Raw genomic sequence first — 22,081 nt, 5'->3', positions numbered from 1 at the left:
CAATGAATTTTAAAGCGATTTTAGACAAGATAAAGCCAACGAATAATAAAGGTAGCTCGCAAGTTGTCATGTTAGGCAACGATGCCATTTATATTTCATCGACAGAGCAAGAGCCTCAAGTAACCAACATTCCCGTGGTTAATGGGGACTGGGAGAGTGCGCTAAAAAAATCGCTTAGCAGTGAGGCGTTTACCAGCAATAGCCTCCAGCTGATTGTCTGTGCGAACTACTACCAAACCTACCAAATTGATAAACCGGACATTCCAGAGAGTGAATGGTCGGTAGCACTGCCTTTTTTACTCAAAGACCTTGTTTCAGAAAGAGTCACGGAAATCACCGCGAGTGCGGTCGCGTTACCGACGTCGAATAAGCTGCAAGTATATGTCCTGCCTAAAAAGCTGTTGGACAAGCTTCTGAATATCACTAATTCGGCTCAGGTTGAATTAATAGGTGTTGCTCCCGAAGATGAAATCTGGGGTTACAGCGCTGGCGAACTGTCTAATTTCATTCTTTTACAGCGCAGCACTAATTCACACTTTAAGTTGGGTGCGTTTGTTGAAAATACCGTTTGTTTTCAAAGAACAATCCGCAGTGTTGTCCCACCGTTAACGGGTGTAGCGTCAAGTGCTCTACAGTTGGATGGTCTCGCTTTAGAGCTTCAACGCTCGATTGATTACCTTTCTTCGCAAATTAAAGGCACCCAGCTTCACCAGCTGAAAATCTGTTGTGACGAAGAAGATGAAGCAGAGTTACAAAGTGCCTTAAACAGTACATTGAGCTCGACAGTTTCACTGTTGGTTGAAGGTGAGCGTGATAATTCAGAGAGTTTACTGGTTAAACTCGCAGCTGAAAAAGAGACGTTTAAGGTCAATCTTTACCCTGAACACCTTAAGCCTAAAAAAGAATATTTTACGCTGACCAATGTTGTTGCGAGCTGGGGAGTAGTTTGTGTTTTGATGCTTGGTGGTTACTTCGCGATGCAGTACCAAGTATCTCATCTAGATAAAGAACTAACAGCCCTGCAACAAGAATCGAATCAACTTAACAAGCAAGTTAACCAATTGAATAGTAAGTTAACTCAGCATAAACCATCTCCAGAGAAAGTCGCGGCGGTTGCGCGTCTCAAACGTGAGACTGAGGCTAAAAAAGAGGCTTTGAAGGCTGTTGGGCAATACGACGAATCCCAACAAGTCGGGTATTCTGGCGTCATGAATTCCTTAGCTAAATTAGGCCGAAATGACATCTCTCTTTCGCACATCTACATGACCCACGATACTTTAGATCTTAGTGGCTTGGCTCGTAACGCAAATGTCGTTCCGAACTGGATTGGTCAGTTCAAAAGTGAGCTTAATTTAGTTGGACGCACTTTTGAAAAACTAAAAATTGGTCGTAATGACCAGGATGTGGTGACGTTCGAGCTAAGTACTCGTCGGGAGAGTAAATAATGCAGCAGTGGAACCAGCTGAGCGATAAGTTTCTTGCATTAAGTCAAAGAGAAAAATGGCTGCTTTTTTTGTGTGGATTTGTTGGCCTATCGATGTTGTTGTTCACCTTATTGGTTGAGCCATCGTATCTCGACCTGCAAGCTAAAAATGCCAAGGCGACCAGCCTGACTCAATCGAATCAAAGGCAGCAAGGTGAGTTACTTGTTCTGCAAGCTAAGTTAAACAAAGACCCAGACAAAGACATTAATCGAGAGTACAAAAAGCTGCTACTGGAGAGCCAAGACCTCTCTCTTCAGCTTTCGCAGATTGTCGATGGATTAATCACACCTTCTCAAATGTCGCAGTTACTGGAGAGCGTTCTTAACGCCGGTAATGGGCTAAAGCTTGAATCGCTAGAGTCATTAAAACCAGAAGCGATTTCGAACAATAAAGAGACCAGCGAATATTCAGGCTACTTTCTTCACCCGGTAAGAATGGAGTTAACCGGCAGTTACTTTGATATTTCCGCTTATCTTCAAGCACTTGAGTCTCTACCTGTGAGTTACTACTGGCGCACATTTGAATACTCAGTAGAAGAATATCCTAAAGCTCGACTTGTGTTCGAGGTTTATACACTTGGTACCAGACAGGAGTTTATCGGTGGTTAGAACTCTATTGTTGGCCTTGCTATTTAGTAGCTCTTTTGTGTGGGCTGAGCAAGATCCCACGGCGCCATTAGGCTGGCTTTCACCTCAACAGAAAACGGCGCCTGCTAAGAAAGCACCAACTCGTTATCGCTTGCCTTCTTTAGAAAGCATCGTGTGCAAGGGAGATACGCCTTGCTATGCGATTATGAATGGTCAGATTCTCGGACAAGGGGAAACGATCAGAGGGTACCGAGTTAAGAACATAGATCCAGAATACGTCACTCTGCAGAGAAGCTCTAAGCAGTGGAAATTAGAGATGTTCTCTTTAGATGTTAAGAATAATTAAGGTTAGAGTGAAGACATGCGTAAACTTGTAGTAGCAATCCTAGTGTCATCTTTAGTCGGCTGTTCGATGGGGCATAGAGATCCTGTTGAGATTAAAGAGTCTTTAAACGAATCAATTAATGAAGCCAATAGCAGAGCGCTTCATGAGCTGCCTTCGTCGGTTCAAGATGACCTTATGCCACAGCTTAATTCTGACTCTATGTCTCCGGGGATGGAAACGGTTAAGCGTTTTCGTATTCAGGCAAAAGGCGTTGAGGCGAGAACCTTTTTTGCCAGCTTAGTGAAAGGTACGGAGTATAGTGCGGCTATTCACCCAAGTGTGTCTGGAAACCTTACGCTTAATCTAACTGACGTGACGTTAGATGAGGTACTGGCTGTTGCTCAAGATATGTATGGCTACGATGTTGAAAAGCGTGGCAAAGTGATTCAAGTGTATCCTGCTGGTCTTCGCACCGTAACGATCCCTGTCGATTACTTACAAGTTAAGCGTTCTGGTCGCTCACTAACGACGATCACCACCGGCACGATCTCTAACTCAGATTCGAATTCATCGAGCTCTTCAAACTCGAATTCGAACTCAAACTCGTCAAATTCATCTAACTCTTCTAATTCATCAAACTCGACATCGAATGGTGGTACAGAGATTGAAACGACCTCTGAAAGTGATTTTTGGCCACAGCTTGAAGCGGCAGTTGCTCACTTAATTGGTTCGGGTGATGGGCAAAGCGTTGTCGTGACCCCGCAAGCGAGTGTGATCACAGTGCGTGCTTACCCTGACGAAATTCGTGAGGTTCGAGAGTTCTTAGGTATTTCTCAAAAACGCCTGCAGCGTCAAGTGATCCTAGAAGCAAAAATCATGGAAGTAACCTTGAGTGATGGTTACCAACAAGGTATTAGCTGGTCTAATTTATCTAAATCTATTGGTAGTGGTGGTGTGGTTATTGACCGTCCGACAAGTACTTTACCGCCGTTAGATGCAATTAGCTCTTTGTTAGGCGGACAAACTAACGTAACGATTTCAGATGGTAGCTTTGAAGCAGTTTTGAGCTTTATGGATACTCAAGGTGATCTGAACGTTCTATCAAGCCCACGAGTCACGGCGGCAAACAACCAGAAAGCGGTTATCAAAGTGGGTACCGATGAGTACTACGTAACAGATTTATCAAGTTCGGTCGGTAGTGGTGATGACGCGAATGTCGCACCTGAGGTTGAGTTAACTCCATTCTTCTCTGGGATCTCTTTAGATGTGACTCCTCAGATAGATGATAAAGGTAGCGTGTTCTTACATGTTCATCCAGCGGTTATCGAAGTAGAGGAAGAAGTGAAGGAGCTCAATTTAGGTTCTACGACGGGCTTGGTGCAACTTCCTTTGGCGAAAAGTTCTATTCGTGAATCTGACTCAGTGATTCGAGCTCGAGACGGCGATGTGGTTGTTATTGGTGGTTTGATGAAATCCAATACCAGTGATGTGACCTCTAAAGTTCCATTCCTCGGTGATATCCCAGCACTTGGTCATTTGTTCCGTAATACCAGTCAATTAACTCAAAAAACTGAGCTTGTGATTTTATTGAAACCGACCATTGTAGGCGTCAATACTTGGCAGTCTGAGTTGGAGCGTTCACGTGATCTTCTTCAACAGTGGTTCCCTGATGAAGAGTAATTGCTTACTTTCTCAATATAGAGTGGCAGTGTCTCACTAAGCTAGGTCGTCGTATGTATCAAGCTCACTTTGGTTTTGAACAACTGCCATTTACCTTAACGCCGAATACCGATTTCTTTTATGGTTTAGCGCCTCATTTCGAAGCGATTCAGACGGTAATCTCGGCGTTGGAAATGGGCGAGGGCGTGATTAAGGTGACCGGAGAGGTCGGCACTGGAAAAACCATGGTTTGCCGGATGTTGGTCAATCACCTACATGACTGTACAGCTCTGATCTACTTACCAAACCCTGTGTTATCAGGGGCAGACTTGCGCCAGGCTGTTGCTAAAGAGCTTGGTTTAGCTGTCGATAATGAAGCAACCTTGGTTGATAACATTCAGCACAAGCTTATTGAATTGCACAATTCAGGTTTAAGAGTGGTGGCTATTCTTGATGAAGCTCAGGCTCTATCGGACGAAGCGCTCGAAACATTAAGGTTGTTTGGTAACCTTGAAACGGAAGATAAAAAACTGCTGCAGATTGTCTTATTAGGTCAGCCAGAATTGGATGCTCGATTAGAGGCTTACCACCTAAGGCAGTTTCGCCAAAGAATCACATTTAGTTCGACACTGAGACCGCTGACTCTCGATGAAACGGTGGCGTATATTGATAATCGAATCGCTAAATCGGGTGGCAGTCCTGAGTTATTCAGCTTGAATCAAAAAAAGGCGATCTGTCGTTCGTCGTTAGGTATCCCTAGATTGATAAACCAACTTTGCCATAAGGCTCTATTGCTTTCGTTCAGTGAAGATAAGAAAAGTATCGACAACCAACATCTGTTTTCAGCTATGCATGAAACGTACGATGTGTGTAAGCCTAAATTTAAAACGCCAATACTGTGGGGTTGGAATTAATTATGAGCGTCATTAACAACGCCTTGTCTGAATTGGCAAAGAAAAAATCAGCGACTTCGATTGAAGCGGCAGTCGTACCTAAAGTAAAAACGCGTTCCCCCCTAGTTTGGGTTGTTGCGGGTTTTACTTTGAGCTTAGCGATGGGCGGCTGGGCGATATCGCAAGGCCCTGTGATTGAGCAGTCTATTGTTGATCAGTCAATCTCAACTCGAGACCTACAGGTTCAAGTCTCTGTCGTTGATGATTCAAATGGTATTCAGGAAGTTGCTCAACCTATCTCATCGCCAACTAAGAAATTGGTGACGCTAGACTCAGCAAGCCTTTCAACAGAAAACACTACGATGGTAAAAAGCGCTAAAGCTAAGCCAGTTGTATCTGACTCGGTTGTTGCGTCTGCCCCAAAAGCGACAGAACAACAAACACCAGCTAAACCTCTAAGCGCGCCTAAAGCGACTAATACTGACATCCCCCAACCGGTTTACGTTGCTAGTGTGGCCAAAAAAGATCCTGCGTCTACCTCTAATGAGCCTATAGCCTCTGGTGGTTCAGAAAATAGCGGGATGTTGATCGAGCAGGTTGAGTTAACTCCGGAACAGCTATCTGTGAATGCACAAGGTCGAGCTCAGAAAGCGCTTGATGCAAACGATCTTACTGGTGCGTTGAAGGGCTACACTGAAGCTCTACGCTACACGCCACGAAATGAAGATGTTCGCCAGAAACTTGCGATTCTCTATTTTGGTAAAGGCGATACTCGCAAAGCCTATGAGCTTTATCAGTCTGGTATCAAGCTCAACATCAACAGTGAAAAACTGCGATTAGGGTTATCAAAACTGCTGGTTAAAGCGAATCAATCAGAAGCGGCTTTAAGTCCGTTAATACATTTGCCCCCGAACCCTACCCAAAATTACTTGGCGATGCGTGCGGCGTTGAGTCAAAAATCTCAGCAAGAAGAAGTGGCATTGGAAAGTTACCAAAAGTTGGTTGAGGTCGATTCAGATAATGCTCGCTGGTGGTTAGGCTTAGCGATTCAGCAAGAACGCCAGCTCGATTTTAAATCAGCTAAAGCGTCATACCAAGGTGCCTTAACCCGAGTCGGTATCTCATCTCAATCACAAAGCTTTGTGCGTGACCGGTTAAAAATACTCAATGCTTTAGAGGAGAGCGGCGATGCAAATTAGATTAAGAAAAAGACTTGGTGATTTGCTTGTCGAAGAAGGCATTATCACTGAGGCTCAAGTTGAACAAGCACTGGCCGCTCAGAAAAGTACTGGGCGTAAGCTCGGTGATGCGTTAATTGAGCTTGGCTTCTTGTCAGAACAACAAATGCTGAGCTTTTTGTCGCAGCAGTTAGCGATTCCTCTGATTGATTTAAGCCGAGCCGTTGTCGATGTTGAAGCGGTACAGCTTTTACCAGAAGTACATGCTCGTCGCCTTCGTGCATTGGTTATTGGACGCCAAGGTGACACTTTGCGTGTTGCAATGAGTGACCCAGCCGATCTGTTTGCCCAAGAGTCTTTGCTTGGTCAGCTCGGCGATTACGCGTTGGAATTCGTTGTTGCTCAAGAAAGGCAATTGGTTGATGGCTTCGATCGCTATTATCGAAGAACCAAAGAGATCGCCTCGTTTGCAGAACAGCTTCATGCTGAACACCAAGTTAATGATGCCTTTGATTTCGATATCGCTGAAGAAGACAGTGATGAAGTTACCGTTGTTAAGCTGATCAACTCACTATTTGAAGATGCTATTCAGGTTGGCGCTTCGGATATTCATATCGAGCCAGATTCAAACGTATTGCGTCTTCGTCAGCGTATTGATGGTGTGCTGCATGAAACATTGCTGAATGAAGTGAATATTGCTTCTGCACTTGTACTGCGCTTGAAGCTGATGGCAAACCTCGATATTTCAGAGAAACGTCTTCCCCAAGATGGTCGCTTTAATATCCGCGCTAAAGGTCAGTCGGTCGATATTCGTATGTCGACCATGCCGGTACAGCACGGTGAATCAGTAGTTATGCGTCTTCTTAACCAATCAGCAGGCCTACGTAAACTAGAAGAGTCGGGCATACCGAGTGACCTTTTGGTTCGTCTGCGTCAACAACTGCGCCGTCCACATGGCATGATTTTGGTTACCGGCCCAACTGGTTCAGGTAAAACAACAACCTTATACGGCGCGTTAAGCGAACTAAACGAACCGGGTAAAAAGATCATTACTGCGGAAGACCCGGTGGAATACCGCCTTCCTCGTGTGAACCAAGTTCAGGTAAACCCTAAGATCAACCTCGATTTCTCTACTATATTGAGAACCTTTCTACGTCAAGATCCCGATATCATTCTTATCGGTGAGATGCGTGACCACGAAACCGTTGAGATTGGCTTGAGAGCTGCACTGACCGGTCACTTAGTATTAAGTACGCTGCATACCAATGATGCGGTAGACAGTGCGTTGCGTATGATGGATATGGGTGCTCCAGGTTACTTGGTTGCGAGCGCCGTTCGAGCAGTAGTCGCACAGCGATTAGTTCGTAAAGTGTGTACCGATTGTAAGGTTGAGGATGAGTTAGATGAACCTCGCAAGCAGTGGCTGAGCGTCCGTTTCCCTAACCAAGTGGGTGTGCCGTTTATGAAAGGCCGTGGTTGCCAGAACTGTAACTTAACCGGTTACCGCGGGCGAATTGGTGTATTTGAAATGTTGGAGCTAGAGCAAAACATGATGGATGCACTGAGAGCGAACGATGCGGTTGGTTTTGCTCAAACGGCGAGACAGTCTGAAAACTACAAACCGTTGTTAGCTTCTGCGATGGAGCTGGCTCTGCAAGGTGTCGTGAGTCTTGATGAGATAATGCATCTTGGCGAAGGCGATGCGTCCGGTGCCACTGACCCAATTTATCTGTAGGGGTGGAATGATATGCCAACGTATCGTTATGTAGGTCGCAGCTCTGATGGTAGCCAAGTAAGTGGGCAATTAGACGCGAATAACGAAGATCTTGCTGCTGAAAGCTTGATGAGTAAAGGGATCATTCCAACCTCTATCAAATTGGGTAAAAGTGGTGGTTCAGTCTTAGATATGGATGTATCGAGCCTATTTTCGCCGAATGTTCCGCTTGAAGTCTTGGTTCTGTTTTGTCGACAGTTATACAGCCTAACCAAAGCAGGTGTACCACTATTAAGATCGATGAAAGGCCTAACTCAAAACTGTGAAAATAAGCAGTTGAAAGCCGCTTTGGAAGAGGTGGTTGCTGAGCTAACTAATGGTCGCGGGCTAGCGGCATCAATGCAAATGCACCCAAAGGTATTCAGTCCGTTGTTTGTCTCGATGATTGGTGTTGGTGAAAACACAGGTCGTCTAGATCAGGCTTTACTGCAATTAGCTGGATACTACGAACAGGAAGTTGAGACTCGCAAACGAATTAAGACTGCGATGCGTTACCCAACATTCGTGATCAGTTTTATCTTGATCGCAATGTTCATTCTTAACATCAAGGTGATTCCACAGTTCTCAAGCATGTTTGCGCGCTTTGGTGTCGACTTGCCGCTGCCAACTCGTATCTTGATTGGTATGTCTGAGTTCTTTGTGAATTACTGGGGCTTAATGCTTGGCGTGATCTTTGGTCTTATCTTTGCTTTTAAAGCCTGGGTTAAGACAGACAAAGGGCTCGAGAAGTGGGATCGATTACGCTTAAAAATGCCGGTCATTGGCGGAGTGGTGAATCGAGCACTGTTGTCACGCTTCTCGCGTACTTTTGCTTTGATGCTAAAAGCCGGTGTTCCACTGAATCAGTCGCTAGCGTTATCGGCGGAAGCCTTAGATAACCGTTTTCTAGAGTTGCGAGTTCAAGCGATGAAGTCGGCCATTGAAGCCGGTAGTACAGTTTCATCGACCGCGATTAACAGCGAAATTTTCACACCCCTCGTGATACAAATGATCTCCGTCGGTGAAGAGACGGGCCGTATTGATGAGCTCTTACTTGAAGTAGCTGATTTTTATGACCGCGAAGTCGATTACGATCTGAAAACCTTAACCGCCAGAATTGAACCCATTTTGTTAACCATCGTTGCGGGCATGGTGCTGATTTTGGCGCTAGGTATATTCTTGCCGATGTGGGGAATGTTGGATGCAATCAAAGGCTAGGGAATGCTAAATAACCTACAACGCTCACGTTTTGTTATTTGGACTGTGGTTATTCTTTTTCTTATTGTCGGTGTGCTTTCGGCATTCAAAACGGTAGAAGAGGAAGCGACTAACACGGCATTTATCGTCGCGAGCAAGCGGATTTTAGAGCAAGCCAATTTGTTCAAACAGCAGTATTTGTTATCGGGTGCTGGGCAAGACGAAGGCTCGCAACCCCCAAAGATCTACAGCAGAACTGGGTGGGTAATGCCTATCCAAGGTACGGAGCGAGACTGTAACTATTGGCTGAATCAATTATATCCTCAAGGGAGCATTTTAGGGCTAAGCTCTCCAAGTGTTGAAGATAAAAGTGATAACATACACTTTCACTGCAGTTATCATTATACTGATAAATATCAGATAGATATATTGCTCGAAAGAGAAAGATTTAGTGTGAAAGCCAATATTTTGGCTTTGTGAAAATATTGACAGTTTTTTTATGGTTTTATACGAGCGCGAATGTATAATGCGCGTTAATAATTAGATGAGTAGGTAGAAAATGCTTAAGAATCAAAAGGGTTTCTCCCTTGTCGAATTAGTCATAGTGATCGTAGTCGTAGGTTTATTGGCGGTTGCCGCCCTACCTCGCTTCTTAGATGTGACAGATGAAGCCAAGAAATCAAGCATTGAAGGCGTTGCTGGTGGTTTTGCGACAGCAGTACTGTCGGCAAGAGCACAGTGGGAAGCAGAAGCTAGGCCATCAGAGAAGATAGGTGTTGAAACATACAATACTGTAAACTATGATGGTGTTGATTTTTGGTTAACAAGATCAAAGAACAGTAACAACGTCGAGACCGACTTTCGTGATGGCTATCCGTGGACTCTGAACAATAACTCGAGCACTGCTCCACAAGATATTTCAGATGAAACATGTTCTAAGTTGATGGAAAACTTGCTGCAAAATCCACCTAAAGTAGGTGCGGTTTCAGATGTCGCTAATGACTCAAATTACAAATATTCAGCGCAAGCGAATTCAGGTGATGCAACCTGTACTTACGTTCAATTAGAAGGTAGTACCGAGCATGAATTTGTTTACGAAATTAAAACTGGTCGTGTGACCGTAACTTTGCAGTAAGTCTGCGTAAAATTAAACATAGAGAGAGCTTAACTATGAAAAGACAAGGCGGTTTCACCCTAATCGAACTAGTGGTTGTAATTGTTATTCTAGGTATTCTTGCTGTAACTGCGGCACCACGTTTCCTAAACCTGCAAGATGATGCGCGCACTGCAACATTGGAAGGCTTACGTGGGGCTGTAGCAGGAGCTATGGGGATCTCTTATGGTAAGGCGGCAATCAACGGCATTGAAGCTACAACATATACCGCTTTTACTGATGATGAGAATCCGGGTACTGTAGTTGAAGGTATAGCCCATAGTTTTGGTTACCCAGTCGCGGTTAACGATGAAACTGCTAACCAAGGCGGTATCATGCAAACCTTAGATGTATCAAATGAGTTTGTAGTTTTAGCTAGCTCTGAAGATGATGCATCTGATCCTACGAATACTACTATTGACATTGGTATTGATGGTTACACAACTCAATGTGTTCAGTATACAGCAGCTATTGATGCGGATACTCCTGCGACTGTATTGGTTGTTGATGGTGCCGATGGAAACTGTGGCTTATAATTACCAGTGAATATTCTCTAGATTTTAGGCCGACTTTTGTCGGCCTTTGTCTTTCTATCGCTCTTAAATATCAAAACAATTTATATACATAAGATCATCAGTTTCGTTATCTTGTATAATCAGTATTCGCTAGGCAGTTAGAGGCTCATTATGGATAACAGCCCCACATCCAAAGGCTTTACTCTGGTAGAGCTGATCATCGTTATCATTATCCTCGGTATTGTTTCCACCTTTGCTGCAAGTCGCTTCGCTGGTACCTCTAGCTATTCTACTTTTACTGCGCAAGAGCAAACCATTTCCGTAATTCGCCAAATCCAAGTCAATCGAATGCAATCGAATGTTTCAGCGGCTAATGACAGTTTTCGCCTTGCTATAAATAGTAACTGTCTAGGTTCTGTCACCGCTTGCAGTTTAAATCTATCGAACAGCGCTCAAAAGTCACAAGCCGATGCGCGTAGCGATTATGTACGTATATCAGATATAACGTTTTCTCCAGCGAATACTGTTATCGACTTTGATTTATTGGGGAACCCTTCAGTAAGTGCTGGAGTGGACATTACGATTAACTCAACCACTTCGAGAAATAGCGCCCAAGTCTGTATTAATTCTCAAGGTTATGTGCGTGAGGGAGCATGTCTATGATTCGCTCACGTGGTTTTACTCTGATTGAAAGTATTGTTGTGATTATCGTTTTGGGTATTGCGATGGTCACGATTACCAGTTTTTTAGCACCACAAGTGGCAAGTTCAGCAGACCCACAGTATCAAAACCGTTCCGTGGCCTTAGGTCAGAGTTTGATGAACCAAATATTGGCACGTGGTTTTGATGAACACAGTGATTTTTATGGTGGTCTGGTGCGTTGTGGGGATGCAGGTGTGACTGCTTGTTCTGCGCCTAATGAACTTGGTGTTGATGGCTCAGAGGCAACGCCCGCTGCTTTTAATGATGTCGATGATTATATTGGCTGTTGGTACACCGATACCACTGAATCAGCATGTGTATCACCTATTAAGTACCCACTTGCTAATATCCTAGATGAAAATATTGAAGGCAGTTATGCCAATTTTAGAGTTGAAGTCTCCGTATTTTACGATCAAAACATGGATGGTATTAACGATAACGCTATTGGCACGATGAAGCGTATTGAGTTACAGATCTTTGGTGGTAATAACCGTTATAGCGTGATCGCTTACAAGGGGAACTACTAATGAAGCAACGTGGTTTCACCTTAATTGAGATGATTGTAACGATTGTTGTCGTAGGTGTGATTGGCTTAGCGATCGCAGGCTTTGTTGAATACGGCATGAAAGGTTATGTCGACACTATCGATAGACAAAAGGTGCAAGTAAAAGGGCAGTTTGTTGTTGAGAAAATGTCGCGAGAAATCAGTCACGCGGTCCCTAACAGTTTTGATTCGAGTATTACTCCGGCTTCGGTTTTTGCTCAAAAATGTCTTACCTTTTACGCTATTAAATACTCAGGCTTTTATCACCTTGATGAAGCGACAGATGAACTGAATTTTATTATCGGCCAAGACTCCCCAATACTCGATGCAGATGATTTCCTTATTATTAATCCAACCGCGTACTCTGAGTTGGTGGCTGGTTCAACTAAGCGAATTCCAGTTTCGGGCTTGGTTTCAACCGGTAATGTATTTACGGCTCCTTCTATCAGTATTAGTAGCCACTCAATCGCTCAGCGCCACTATATCTACGATGAAAGTGCCTCTGTGAGTTACTGTTTAGTAAACGATACTATTCAGAATCAAGGTCTAATCCAGCGTAATGGAGTGACCGTTGCGGATAGCATCAATTATGCCGACAGTAATTTTCGTTACGAAGAGCCAAGTTTACAAAGAGGTGGCGTGATTCACATCGATCTTGTACTTGAGCAAAACAATGAAGTAAGTGTTTACCAACAAGATGTGCAGGTACTTAATGCGCCATAGTAAATCATCCCAACAAGGCAGTGTTTTGGTCGTCGCAGTATTTGTTATTGTGGTGATGGGCTTCCTCGCGACTTCTCTAGTGCAAGTCCAGTGGTCAAATCACGATACATTGACCCGCAAACAACTCGGAACACAGGCTTGGCTATTAGCACACTCCGCTAATGAGTGGGCACTCACCCAAGTTTACCCTTTGACTGTTTCGCCTGCAGTTTCAACGACTGTGAGTACTGTGTGTAGCAACTTAAACTCAAACCAAGTGAGTAGTGGTATGTCGACTATCTGTACTGTAAACCAATTAACTTGTCGACAAATCGGCGTTTTAGATGGCGTTGGCTTTTTCAAAATTGAATCTACTGCTGTTTGCGGTTCAGGTATTAACCAAGTACAGCGTATTCAAGAAGTTTGGGTAAAGGAGGCTGAATGAAGCATCTAAGTATAATATTGACACTGTTGTTTGTTTCTTTTCCTTCTTTTGCTGATTTTTCATCGTCTCAATGTAGCTCACTTCATGCTGGAGATGATTTTTCCGTATGGTTTAAATTAGCTCCATCGTCTGGGGAAGATACTATATATGCGACGAAAAGAAATGGCGGTAGCCCGACACCAATTTGGAGCAATGATAGTGGCGTTCGAAACCCTGTCATTGATGATAATGAAACATCGAATGGTGAGTTTTATGAGGTTTGGCTTGAATATGAGAGTGTTACGAATAAGTCAGGATGGCTAACTTATAATTTATGGGAAGGAAGCTCTTGGCGACAAGTGGGAACTCGTCAATATGCTGACCTATCAGGACTTTCTGCAGCAATTGCGGTTTCTGGTGATGGGGCAAGCGAACTTAAGTGTGATGATGATATAACTCAACCACCTCCAAGTTATGCACCGCAGGCGCTATACCAGTTCGGAGTTGCGCAATGCACAGGCTCAGAATGTAAGATTCCACTGAATAAACCTTTTACGAATACGCCACTTGTGTTTGTCATGCCAACTATTGATCCAAGTAATCCGGATTCAGATGCTCCCGCAACGTTAGTTGTGACTAATGTTACGAAAACGGAAGCAACGATTGAACAAATTAAAGCCCCAAAGAATGGAGGTGGTTCTGATTTAACTAGTCAACCAATGACAGAGGTTAGCTATCTTGCGATTGAACCTGGGGTTGCTGATTTTAATGGACATCAAGTAATTGCGGGTTACTTAGAGACAGATGAAGCAAGTGCAAAGTCTGGTTCAAACGACAATGATAGAGTTTTCTACAGTGATTTTGGAGGAGGGACGTTCTCTTCAAACCCTATGGTGTTACATCAAATCCAAACTCGGAATAATAGTACGAAGTGGATGACATCAGGAAAGGTAAAGAGAACTAATGAGCGATCTTATGTCGATCTATTTTTAGAACTTAGTGCTTCTCACAACAGTAATCTCGATTATGAAGATGAAAAAATAGCGTTTTTAGCAACATTACCAACCAACTCCAATCTTGAAGTCGATGGGTATGAGGTTCAATTTGCAAGAGGGTATGATACACCCAGTCAAAACGGTAATGACCCAATGTTGGATGGCTGTGAGGATAAGTATGCTACCACCTCTCTAACGAATATTGATGGGATCATCGCCAATAAACAAGAGAGGGCTGGTGGACACGGAGGCTGGTTACGTCGATGTAATATCAATAACGGCCAGGTGAGTTTTGTTGTCGATGAAGATTTTAGGGACCGTACTCATATACCGGAAGAGGTTGGTTACTTTGCTTTTGAGCTTGAAGACATACCGCTAGATATATGTGATGTTGCTCCGCATGTGGTTCAGTCTTGGGGGGATAATAGTCGCTTATTATGGACCTCAAATACGCCCTCTATTCAGATTGAAGGTACCTACCAGTCTAGTGGGCAAGTAGGTATATGGGTTGATCCTGCAAATCCAACGGTAAACCCAAAGACACAATGTGATGGCAAGGAGTGTGTAGAGAACTCATCGCTATATATAGCTGAGCCTAATATTGTCGATTTAGATTTACCAACAGGTCAAAATGTGGATGCTGGTTGGCAAGAAATTAACTTGGTTAGCGGTAAGTACAATACAGTATCCGCTGGAGGTTCAGGTACGATTAACTTGACTGGAGATACTTATTATATTGAGCACTTGATTGTCGGTGCTAGTGGTAAAATAATTTTATCTCAAGATACTAAGATCTATGTGAATAGTTTTGAATTGTCCGGGGCTGGGCAGGTCATTAATAACGATTTTAAACTATCTATATGGGCTGAAAATTATAAAGGTCATAATGCCTCAGTCCAAGTAGAAAGGAATCTGAATGCGCTTATTTTTAGTCGCGATAAAGTCCTTGTTACTGGTGGCAACGGTCTTATAAATGGTCGAGTAACAGCGAAAAATATAGAATTACGACCTGATGGAAAAATTATTGATGATGGTCAGTTTTGTCCTGTGCAACCATCAGATTATCAATTAGATCTGACACCTAACAAAGATTTCTCTTTATTGTGTGAAACCCCACAAGTGACAGTAAAAGTGACTGATACCCAAGGAAAACCAGCGACGGAGTCAATTGAAGTTTACATTACGACACCTACCGGCATAAATGTTGATAGTGTTATTGAGGGGCGTCATAACGGTGGTAACTCTTATTCGACAAATTCATCAGGGATATTAACGCTAGGTTTAGATGCTGACTCAATTGGTACTTATAAAATTGAGGCTGAATTGGCGTCAGACTCCAATCAAAGTGACTCTGGCGACTTTTTAGTATCGCTATACAAATTTGAAGCGAGCGATATATATGCTGTAGCCGGTCTGGGTGCGAGCTTTAACCTGAAAGCTTTGGCTTGTAAAGATGATACGGCAACACCTGTTTCTGGCTATCAAGGGGATAAAACTCTCAATGTCTCGGACTTTTCATTGGTGAACCCCACTTCTGCCCAGGGAGCCGTTGATGGAAACTTATTGGTAAAAAGTAAGAGCGATTGGAGCGATACTTCGGTAATTTTTGAATTTGATAGTTCCGCTCAAACTACAGGTTCCGTTATTTACAGTGAAGCGGGTAAAGTTAGCTTCAAACTTTCAGACCCTACTTTTGAATGTCCAACGGGGTATGATTGTGAAGATAATGATGGTGACAGTTGGGATTCGTTAGAAGGTGTCGTTGAGGTCTATGTCCGACCTTGGAAATTTGCAATTTGTACTAATAAGAGTTCGGATGGAAACAGCAACGAGAAAGACTCAGACAGTTTCATTGGTGCTAGAGAGTCATTTGATGTTTATGCTCGTCCAATAAAGCATACTGATTCATCTGCAGTTTGCACTAATGATAACTTGTTGACGAACAATTACTTTAAGTCGACAGCAAGCGTCGAAGTTACAACGACTTTAGATACACCTCTAATTACGGTTTATCCTGACGCTAAGTTAGGTGATTTAACCCCTGTAGCTCAGTTAACTAAACAAATTTCGTCGAATGACCAGGCGAATAAAGGTTATAAGTTCGATAGTTTGAAGTACTCAGAAGCGGGTAGCTTTAACTTTATTGCGACAGAAACTGGGAGTTTCTACGGTTCAATTTTAGGTGGCTTATCTGGCAGCAAATCGATAGGTCGCTTTTATCCTAAATTCTTTGTTCAAGGTACTCCGGAATGGATTGTTGCGGACCAAAATAATATTGCGTACCTAAGTCAACCTTATGACTCTACAGTTCACCAAGTATATCCAATGGCATCAGGTGAGAGTGATACGGATGATGCGCTCAATAACTACCGATTCTTCAGTTCAGACCTACAAGCTAGTTTTGGTGTTCTAGATGATAGCAATATAGATAACGGCTTCTTGCTAGATACGGATGTTGGGTCTTGGTCTGCGGATCGTAAACATTGGTTATTGAATGACAGCGCCGCTGTTCTTCAACGAGTTACGGATTCAGATGACGTTAGCCGCAGAGATGCTCCTTTTAATACTAGTGATGCTAGTTCAATAGCCACTAACTTTGGTTTAACAGTGACAGGAGTTGATCCTGTGTCATTTACGGATTCTGACCCTGTGACCGATTCGGCAGCATTCCCAGTTCAGCCTCCTGCTCGTTATGGCCGAATGGCGCTAGATGATATTGGTGGTAGTTCCGGTACTACTCTAACTGTTCCACTGCGTGCTGAGTTCTGGGATGGCAGCGAGTTTGTTGTTAACGATGATGATAATCGCAGTACCTTCAATGGCTCAAATACTTGTAAACAAGTTATTTGGCATAGTGAAGGGGCGACAACCACTTTAGCTTCACTGAGCGGTAGTGGAAGTGTTGATGATGGCGAGGAAGACGTCACAGCAAACCAAAATACGCCAGTAGGAACAGATGCGCCACGTGAGCAAGTTCGTCTGTGGTTAAGAATGGATGACTCTGAGCCTGATAGCGATGGCGGAAATAACATCTCATGTAGTGGTGGTGATCAAGATCAACCATGGCTACGTTACAACTGGCGCCAACTAGGTGATGAAGATCCCTCCACCGTCGTCACATTTGGCATCTACCGCGGTAACGATCGTGTGATCTACCGAGGTGAAAGTGGCTTAACAGGTCAGTAATAATATAATTTTTGCCCCTTAAGTTAGGAATCTGTAAGAAATTGCGGGTTTCAGTCCATGTTTGTACTTCAATGCCTTGCCGTAACAGCAAGGCATTGGTACATTTAGTGCAATTTTTGTCTTCTAATTCTTGCAGGATGAGCGAAGAATATGTTTAAAAAACTTCGTGGCATGTTTTCAAACGACCTATCGATTGATTTAGGTACAGCCAATACCCTTATTTATGTAAAAGGCCAAGGCATTGTTCTTGATGAGCCTTCAGTTGTAGCTATTCGCCAAGATCGTGCGGGTTCTGCAAAGAGTGTCGCTGCTGTTGGTCACGCTGCTAAGCAAATGCTTGGTCGTACGCCTGGTAACATTTCAGCGATCCGTCCAATGAAAGACGGTGTAATTGCCGACTTTTACGTAACGGAAAAAATGCTTCAGCACTTCATCAAACAAGTGCATGACAACAGTGTGCTTAAACCAAGTCCTCGTGTTTTGGTTTGTGTACCTTGTGGTTCAACGCAGGTTGAGCGTCGTGCTATCCGTGAATCAGCGTTAGGTGCTGGTGCTCGTGAGGTTTACCTAATCGATGAGCCTATGGCTGCTGCGATTGGTGCTGGCCTACGTGTCTCTGAGCCAACGGGTTCAATGGTTGTTGATATCGGTGGTGGTACTACTGAAGTTGCAGTTATCTCACTAAACGGTGTGGTTTACTCGTCTTCTGTACGTATCGGTGGTGACCGTTTTGATGAAGCGATCATCAACTACGTTCGTCGTAACTACGGCAGCTTGATCGGTGAAGCGACAGCAGAGAAGATCAAACACGAAATCGGTTCAGCTTACCCTGGCGATGAAGTAGAAGAGATCGAAGTACGTGGTCGTAACCTTGCTGAAGGTGTGCCTCGTAGCTTTAGCCTAAACTCAAACGAAATCCTTGAAGCACTTCAAGAACCTCTATCTGGCATCGTATCTGCAGTGATGGTTGCACTTGAACAGTGTCCACCAGAGCTGGCTTCTGATATCTCAGAAAACGGTATGGTACTAACAGGTGGTGGTGCACTGCTTAAAGACCTTGATCGTCTGTTAACAGAAGAAACAGGTATCCCTGTTGTTGTTGCAGAAGAGCCATTAACGTGTGTTGCTCTAGGTGGCGGTAAAGCGCTAGAGATGATCGACATGCACGGCGGCGATCTGTTCAGCGAAGAATAATATCTAGTGTTAGGCTCTTTTCTTATCTAGTTTTATGTAAAGAGTCTAGGACCTTGTCTATAGGATCAAATGTAGCTCTAGGACCAAATATAGAATGAAGCCAATTTTTGGTAGAGGTCCCTCTCTACAATTGCGCCTGTTTTTTGCTGTAATTTTATCAGCCAGCCTTATGCTGGCTGATAGTCGTTTAGATGCTTTCTCAAATGTTCGCTATCTATTAAACAGCATGGTTGCGCCTATTCAATATGCAGCCAACTTGCCTCGCACTATGTTCGATGGTGTTTACGACCGTTTTAGCACTCGCAAAGGGTTAATTGAATCCAACCATAATATTAAACGAGAAGTCTTGCGTCTGAAGAGTGAGCTGATTCTGCTTGAGCAATATCAAGAAGAAAACAAGCGCCTTCGTAAGCTGTTAGGCTCGCCGTTTATCCGTGATGAGAAGAAAGTCGTTACAGAAGTTATGGCGGTAGACACTTCACCATATCGCCATCAAGTCGTGATCGACAAAGGTCAGATTGATGGGGTGTATGAAGGTCAGCCGGTGATCAACGAAAAAGGCATTGTCGGCCAAGTCACTTTCGTTGCTGCTCATAATAGTCGTGTATTACTACTCACTGATGCAAACAATGCGATTCCTGTTCAGGTTATTCGTAATGACATCCGTGTGATTGCTTCGGGCAATGGCATGATTGATGAGATCCAGCTAGAGCACATTCCAACCAGTACCGATATACAAGAAGAAGATCTGTTGGTGACATCGGGTCTTGGTGGTGTATACCCAGAAGGTTATCCAGTCGCCTATGTTACTGCCGTTGATTACGACCCGAAACGTGAGTTCGCTGTGATTAAAGCAGAGCCTGTGGTTGAGTTCGATAAGCTCAGATACCTGCTGCTTGTATGGCCTGATGAAAACAAACAGATGCAAGCGGATCAATCGAGCATAGAACAAGCATTGTTAGAGGGCGAAGATGGCCAATAGCGTTTTGAGAAGCAAGGTAGTAATTTTCTGCTCATTTTTAATAGCACTGATTCTGCAGACGATCCCTTGGCCTGGTAGCTTAGATTTATTTAGACCCTCTTGGTTACTGCTGGTTACGTGTTACTGGGTTCTGGCTCTACCGCATCGTGTTAACGTGGGTAGTGCTTTGATTCTAGGCTTACTGTGGGACCTTTTGATCGGCTCTACTCTGGGTATTCGAGGCATGATGATGGCAATAGTGATGTACATTATTGCGATGAACTTCCTCGTCATTCGTAACATGGCGTTATGGCAGCAAGCGATGATCATTGCCGCGTTAACGGTCTTGTTTGAGGTGTTGATCTTCTTTGGTGAATATTTGATCCAAGATGTTGTTTTCAATCCGTTATCGTTATGGAGCGCATTGATAAACTGTATACTTTGGCCTTGGATGTTTTTATTAATGAGACGCGTGCGTCGCCATTGGCATGTGAGGTAGCGTGACGATGGAAAAGAAACATTTAGTTTTGGCATCCGGTTCTCCACGCCGCAAAGAATTGCTATCTCAACTCGGGTATGAGTTTTCTGTCCTTGTAACCGATGTTGAAGAGTGTAAACACGCTCAAGAAACCGCCGAAGAGTATGTTAAGCGACTATCTTTAGATAAAGCTTTAGCTGCGTTGTCTTTATTGAAAGATAACCCTTCTGAAAGGCAGCATGTCGTTCCTAGTTCTGATACTGTAGATCATGGCACTGATATAGTCGTTCTTGGTTCTGACACGGTCGTCGTAAGCCAAGGACAAGTGCTCGAGAAGCCCACCGATTTTGCTGACTCTAAGCGCATGCTTACTCAGTTAGCGAATGAACGTCACCAAGTGATGACGGCGGTTTCTGTGGTTTCAGAAGAAAAACAAAGAACAGAAATCATTATTACCGACGTATGGTTTAAACCCCTCAGTGAAAAAGAAATAGAACAATACTGGCAAACAGGGGAGCCATGCGATAAAGCCGGTAGCTATGGGATCCAAGGTTTGGGCGGACGTTTTGTCACCCGAATCGAAGGTAGTTATTACGCCGTTGTCGGCTTACCTTTATTTGAAACGGACCAGCTACTGCAAGAATTCTTATAATTACTAATCTGAGGTGCACCATGAGTGCTGAATTGTTGCTGAACGTGACCCCGAGTGAAACTCGTGTGGCCATGATTGAAGGGGGGGCTCTTCAAGAGATCCATGTCGAACGAGATGCTCGACGCGGTATCGTAGGAAATATCTATAAAGGACGTGTAAGCCGTGTTCTTCCGGGAATGCAGGCGGCTTTTGTGGATATAGGCCTTGAGAAAGCAGCTTTTTTACACGCCTCTGATATTGTCCCACACACTGAATGTGTCGCTGAAAACGAAAAGAAGCAATTTCAGGTTCGTGATATTTCAGAGCTTGTTCGTCAAGGGCAAGACATTGTGGTGCAAGTGGTCAAAGACCCTCTTGGTACTAAAGGTGCCCGCTTAACCACTGATATCACTCTGCCGTCTCGCTATTTGGTATTTATGCCGGGTGCAAGTCATGTTGGTGTATCTCAACGTATCGATAGCGAGTCTGAACGTAACCGCCTTAAAAAAGTCGTGTCTCGTTACTGTGACGAACATGGTGGCTTCATCATCCGCACTGCCGCAGAAGGTGCAGATTCAAATGAGTTGGCACAAGATGCCGCATTCTTGAAGCGATTATGGCTTAAAGTATTAGAGCGTCGTGGTAAGCACAAGGCGCGTACTCGTTTGTATGGTGAGCTTTGCTTAAGCCAGCGTATCTTGCGTGACTTTGTCGGTACTGAGCTGAGCAAGATTCAGGTCGATTCTCGTCTAGAATATGAAAACCTAAAAGAGTTTACCTCTGAATACGTGCCTGAGCTGACAGACAAGCTTGAGCTGTATGAAGGTGATAAGCCTATCTTTGATATGTACGATACCGAGAACGAAATTCAGCGTTCATTGGATCGTAAAGTTGAATTAAAGTCTGGTGGATATCTGATTATCGACCAAACTGAAGCGATGACCACGGTTGATATCAACACTGGCGCGTTTGTTGGTCGTCGTAATCTAGAAGAGACGATTTTCAACACCAATGTAGAAGCGACTCAAGCGATTGCTCGTCAGCTGCGTCTACGTAACTTAGGTGGCATTATCATTATCGACTTTATTGATATGTTGTCTGAGGAACATCGTAAGCGAGTACTAACTTCATTAGAGGCTGCGCTCGACAAAGATCGTGTGAAAACCAATATTAATGGCTTCACGCAGCTTGGTCTGGTTGAGATGACTCGTAAACGTACTCGTGAAAGTATTGAGCATATCCTGTGTTCGAGCTGTCCTGCTTGTGAAGGCCGCGGCAGTGTGAAGACAGTTGAAACCGTTTGTTATGAAATTCTTCGAGAGATCACGCGAGTGAACCGTGCGTACGACGCCGATAAATTTGTGGTCTATGCGGCAGCTGCCGTAGCTGAGGCGTTAGAGGGCGATGAATCTCATGCGCTTGCGGAGCTTGAAGTCTTTATTGGTAAGCAAGTTAAAATCCAGGCTGAGCCTCTGTACATACAAGAGCAGTTTGATGTTGTTATGATGTAATGGAAATTT

General features: G+C 43.9%; 21 protein-coding genes. All 21 read left to right on the top strand.

Translation table 11 applies throughout. The features are described 5' to 3' along the window. Positions 1-2: 2 nt before the first annotated feature. The 21 genes from AB4484_RS01285 to rng all read left to right on the top strand — a co-directional run bounded on the left by AB4484_RS01285 (position 3) and on the right by rng (position 22,072). A complete protein-coding gene (locus AB4484_RS01285) occupies positions 3-1,445 on the top strand; it encodes an MSHA biogenesis protein MshI (RefSeq protein WP_372076074.1) in 1,443 nt (480 codons plus the stop codon). Next, the gene (gene pilO / locus AB4484_RS01280) at positions 1,445-2,092 is read left to right on the top strand and encodes a type 4a pilus biogenesis protein PilO (protein ID WP_372076072.1); all 648 of its coding nucleotides are present in this window, start codon (positions 1,445-1,447) and stop codon (positions 2,090-2,092) included. Before AB4484_RS01285 ends, pilO begins: the two co-directional genes overlap by 1 nt. Next, positions 2,085-2,417: an MSHA biogenesis protein MshK gene (locus AB4484_RS01275; protein ID WP_065676171.1), complete on the top strand. Its 333-nt coding sequence runs from the start codon at positions 2,085-2,087 to the stop codon at positions 2,415-2,417. The genes pilO and AB4484_RS01275 overlap by 8 nt, the downstream gene beginning before the upstream one ends. A 15-nt stretch (positions 2,418-2,432) precedes the next feature. Continuing rightward, complete coding sequence (gene mshL, locus AB4484_RS01270) at positions 2,433-4,076, top strand: pilus (MSHA type) biogenesis protein MshL (protein ID WP_372076069.1); 1,644 nt, start codon at positions 2,433-2,435, stop codon at positions 4,074-4,076. Positions 4,077-4,129: 53 nt separating this feature from the next. Further along, a complete protein-coding gene (locus AB4484_RS01265) occupies positions 4,130-4,969 on the top strand; it encodes an ExeA family protein (protein WP_193840802.1) in 840 nt (279 codons plus the stop codon). Positions 4,970-4,971: 2 nt separating this feature from the next. Further along, entirely contained in the window at positions 4,972-6,147 is a 1,176-nt protein-coding gene (locus AB4484_RS01260; protein WP_372076068.1) for a tetratricopeptide repeat protein, read from the top strand. After that, complete coding sequence (locus AB4484_RS01255; protein WP_048614829.1) at positions 6,137-7,861, top strand: GspE/PulE family protein; 1,725 nt, start codon at positions 6,137-6,139, stop codon at positions 7,859-7,861. The genes AB4484_RS01260 and AB4484_RS01255 overlap by 11 nt, the downstream gene beginning before the upstream one ends. Positions 7,862-7,873: 12 nt before the next feature. After that, positions 7,874-9,097 (top strand): type II secretion system F family protein, encoded by a 1,224-nt coding sequence (locus AB4484_RS01250; protein ID WP_048609623.1) that lies wholly within the window; start codon positions 7,874-7,876, stop codon positions 9,095-9,097. A gap of 3 nt (positions 9,098-9,100) precedes the next feature. After that, positions 9,101-9,556, top strand: coding sequence for an MSHA biogenesis protein MshF (locus tag AB4484_RS01245; RefSeq protein ID WP_372076066.1), 456 nt, complete (start codon positions 9,101-9,103; stop codon positions 9,554-9,556). A 79-nt stretch (positions 9,557-9,635) separates the two neighbouring features. Beyond that, on the top strand, positions 9,636-10,211 hold the full coding sequence (locus AB4484_RS01240) for a prepilin-type N-terminal cleavage/methylation domain-containing protein (RefSeq protein WP_372076064.1): 576 nt from the start codon (positions 9,636-9,638) through the stop codon (positions 10,209-10,211). 35 nt (positions 10,212-10,246) lie between these two features. Further along, on the top strand, positions 10,247-10,765 hold the full coding sequence (locus AB4484_RS01235; protein WP_050643113.1) for a type II secretion system protein: 519 nt from the start codon (positions 10,247-10,249) through the stop codon (positions 10,763-10,765). 150 nt (positions 10,766-10,915) lie between these two features. Beyond that, entirely contained in the window at positions 10,916-11,407 is a 492-nt protein-coding gene (locus tag AB4484_RS01230; RefSeq protein WP_372076062.1) for a prepilin-type N-terminal cleavage/methylation domain-containing protein, read from the top strand. Then, complete coding sequence (locus tag AB4484_RS01225; RefSeq protein ID WP_372076060.1) at positions 11,404-11,973, top strand: prepilin-type N-terminal cleavage/methylation domain-containing protein; 570 nt, start codon at positions 11,404-11,406, stop codon at positions 11,971-11,973. Before AB4484_RS01230 ends, AB4484_RS01225 begins: the two co-directional genes overlap by 4 nt. After that, a complete protein-coding gene (locus tag AB4484_RS01220; RefSeq protein WP_372076058.1) occupies positions 11,973-12,713 on the top strand; it encodes a prepilin-type N-terminal cleavage/methylation domain-containing protein in 741 nt (246 codons plus the stop codon). Before AB4484_RS01225 ends, AB4484_RS01220 begins: the two co-directional genes overlap by 1 nt. Beyond that, entirely contained in the window at positions 12,703-13,137 is a 435-nt protein-coding gene (locus AB4484_RS01215) for an MSHA biogenesis protein MshP (RefSeq protein ID WP_372076057.1), read from the top strand. The genes AB4484_RS01220 and AB4484_RS01215 overlap by 11 nt, the downstream gene beginning before the upstream one ends. After that, entirely contained in the window at positions 13,134-17,297 is a 4,164-nt protein-coding gene (locus AB4484_RS01210) for a DUF6701 domain-containing protein (protein WP_372076055.1), read from the top strand. The genes AB4484_RS01215 and AB4484_RS01210 overlap by 4 nt, the downstream gene beginning before the upstream one ends. 150 nt (positions 17,298-17,447) lie before the next feature. After that, positions 17,448-18,491 carry a rod shape-determining protein gene (locus AB4484_RS01205; RefSeq protein WP_017062957.1) on the top strand — a complete coding sequence of 348 codons (1,044 nt, stop codon included), beginning with the start codon at positions 17,448-17,450 and terminating at the stop codon, positions 18,489-18,491. Between the two features lie 94 nt (positions 18,492-18,585). Further along, a complete protein-coding gene (gene mreC, locus AB4484_RS01200) occupies positions 18,586-19,473 on the top strand; it encodes a rod shape-determining protein MreC (RefSeq protein WP_004735927.1) in 888 nt (295 codons plus the stop codon). Continuing rightward, positions 19,463-19,951 carry a rod shape-determining protein MreD gene (mreD, locus tag AB4484_RS01195; RefSeq protein WP_017061361.1) on the top strand — a complete coding sequence of 163 codons (489 nt, stop codon included), beginning with the start codon at positions 19,463-19,465 and terminating at the stop codon, positions 19,949-19,951. Before mreC ends, mreD begins: the two co-directional genes overlap by 11 nt. 7 nt (positions 19,952-19,958) lie before the next feature. After that, complete coding sequence (locus AB4484_RS01190) at positions 19,959-20,582, top strand: nucleoside triphosphate pyrophosphatase (RefSeq protein WP_372076053.1); 624 nt, start codon at positions 19,959-19,961, stop codon at positions 20,580-20,582. 20 nt (positions 20,583-20,602) lie between these two features. Continuing rightward, the gene (gene rng / locus AB4484_RS01185; RefSeq protein ID WP_017061363.1) at positions 20,603-22,072 is read left to right on the top strand and encodes a ribonuclease G; all 1,470 of its coding nucleotides are present in this window, start codon (positions 20,603-20,605) and stop codon (positions 22,070-22,072) included. Positions 22,073-22,081 lie beyond the last annotated feature (9 nt).

Origin of the sequence: Vibrio sp. 10N.261.46.A3, assembly GCF_041472995.1 — a bacterium.
GTDB lineage: Bacteria > Pseudomonadota > Gammaproteobacteria > Enterobacterales > Vibrionaceae > Vibrio > Vibrio coralliirubri.
This window is presented reverse-complemented; position numbering and strand designations above follow the sequence as displayed.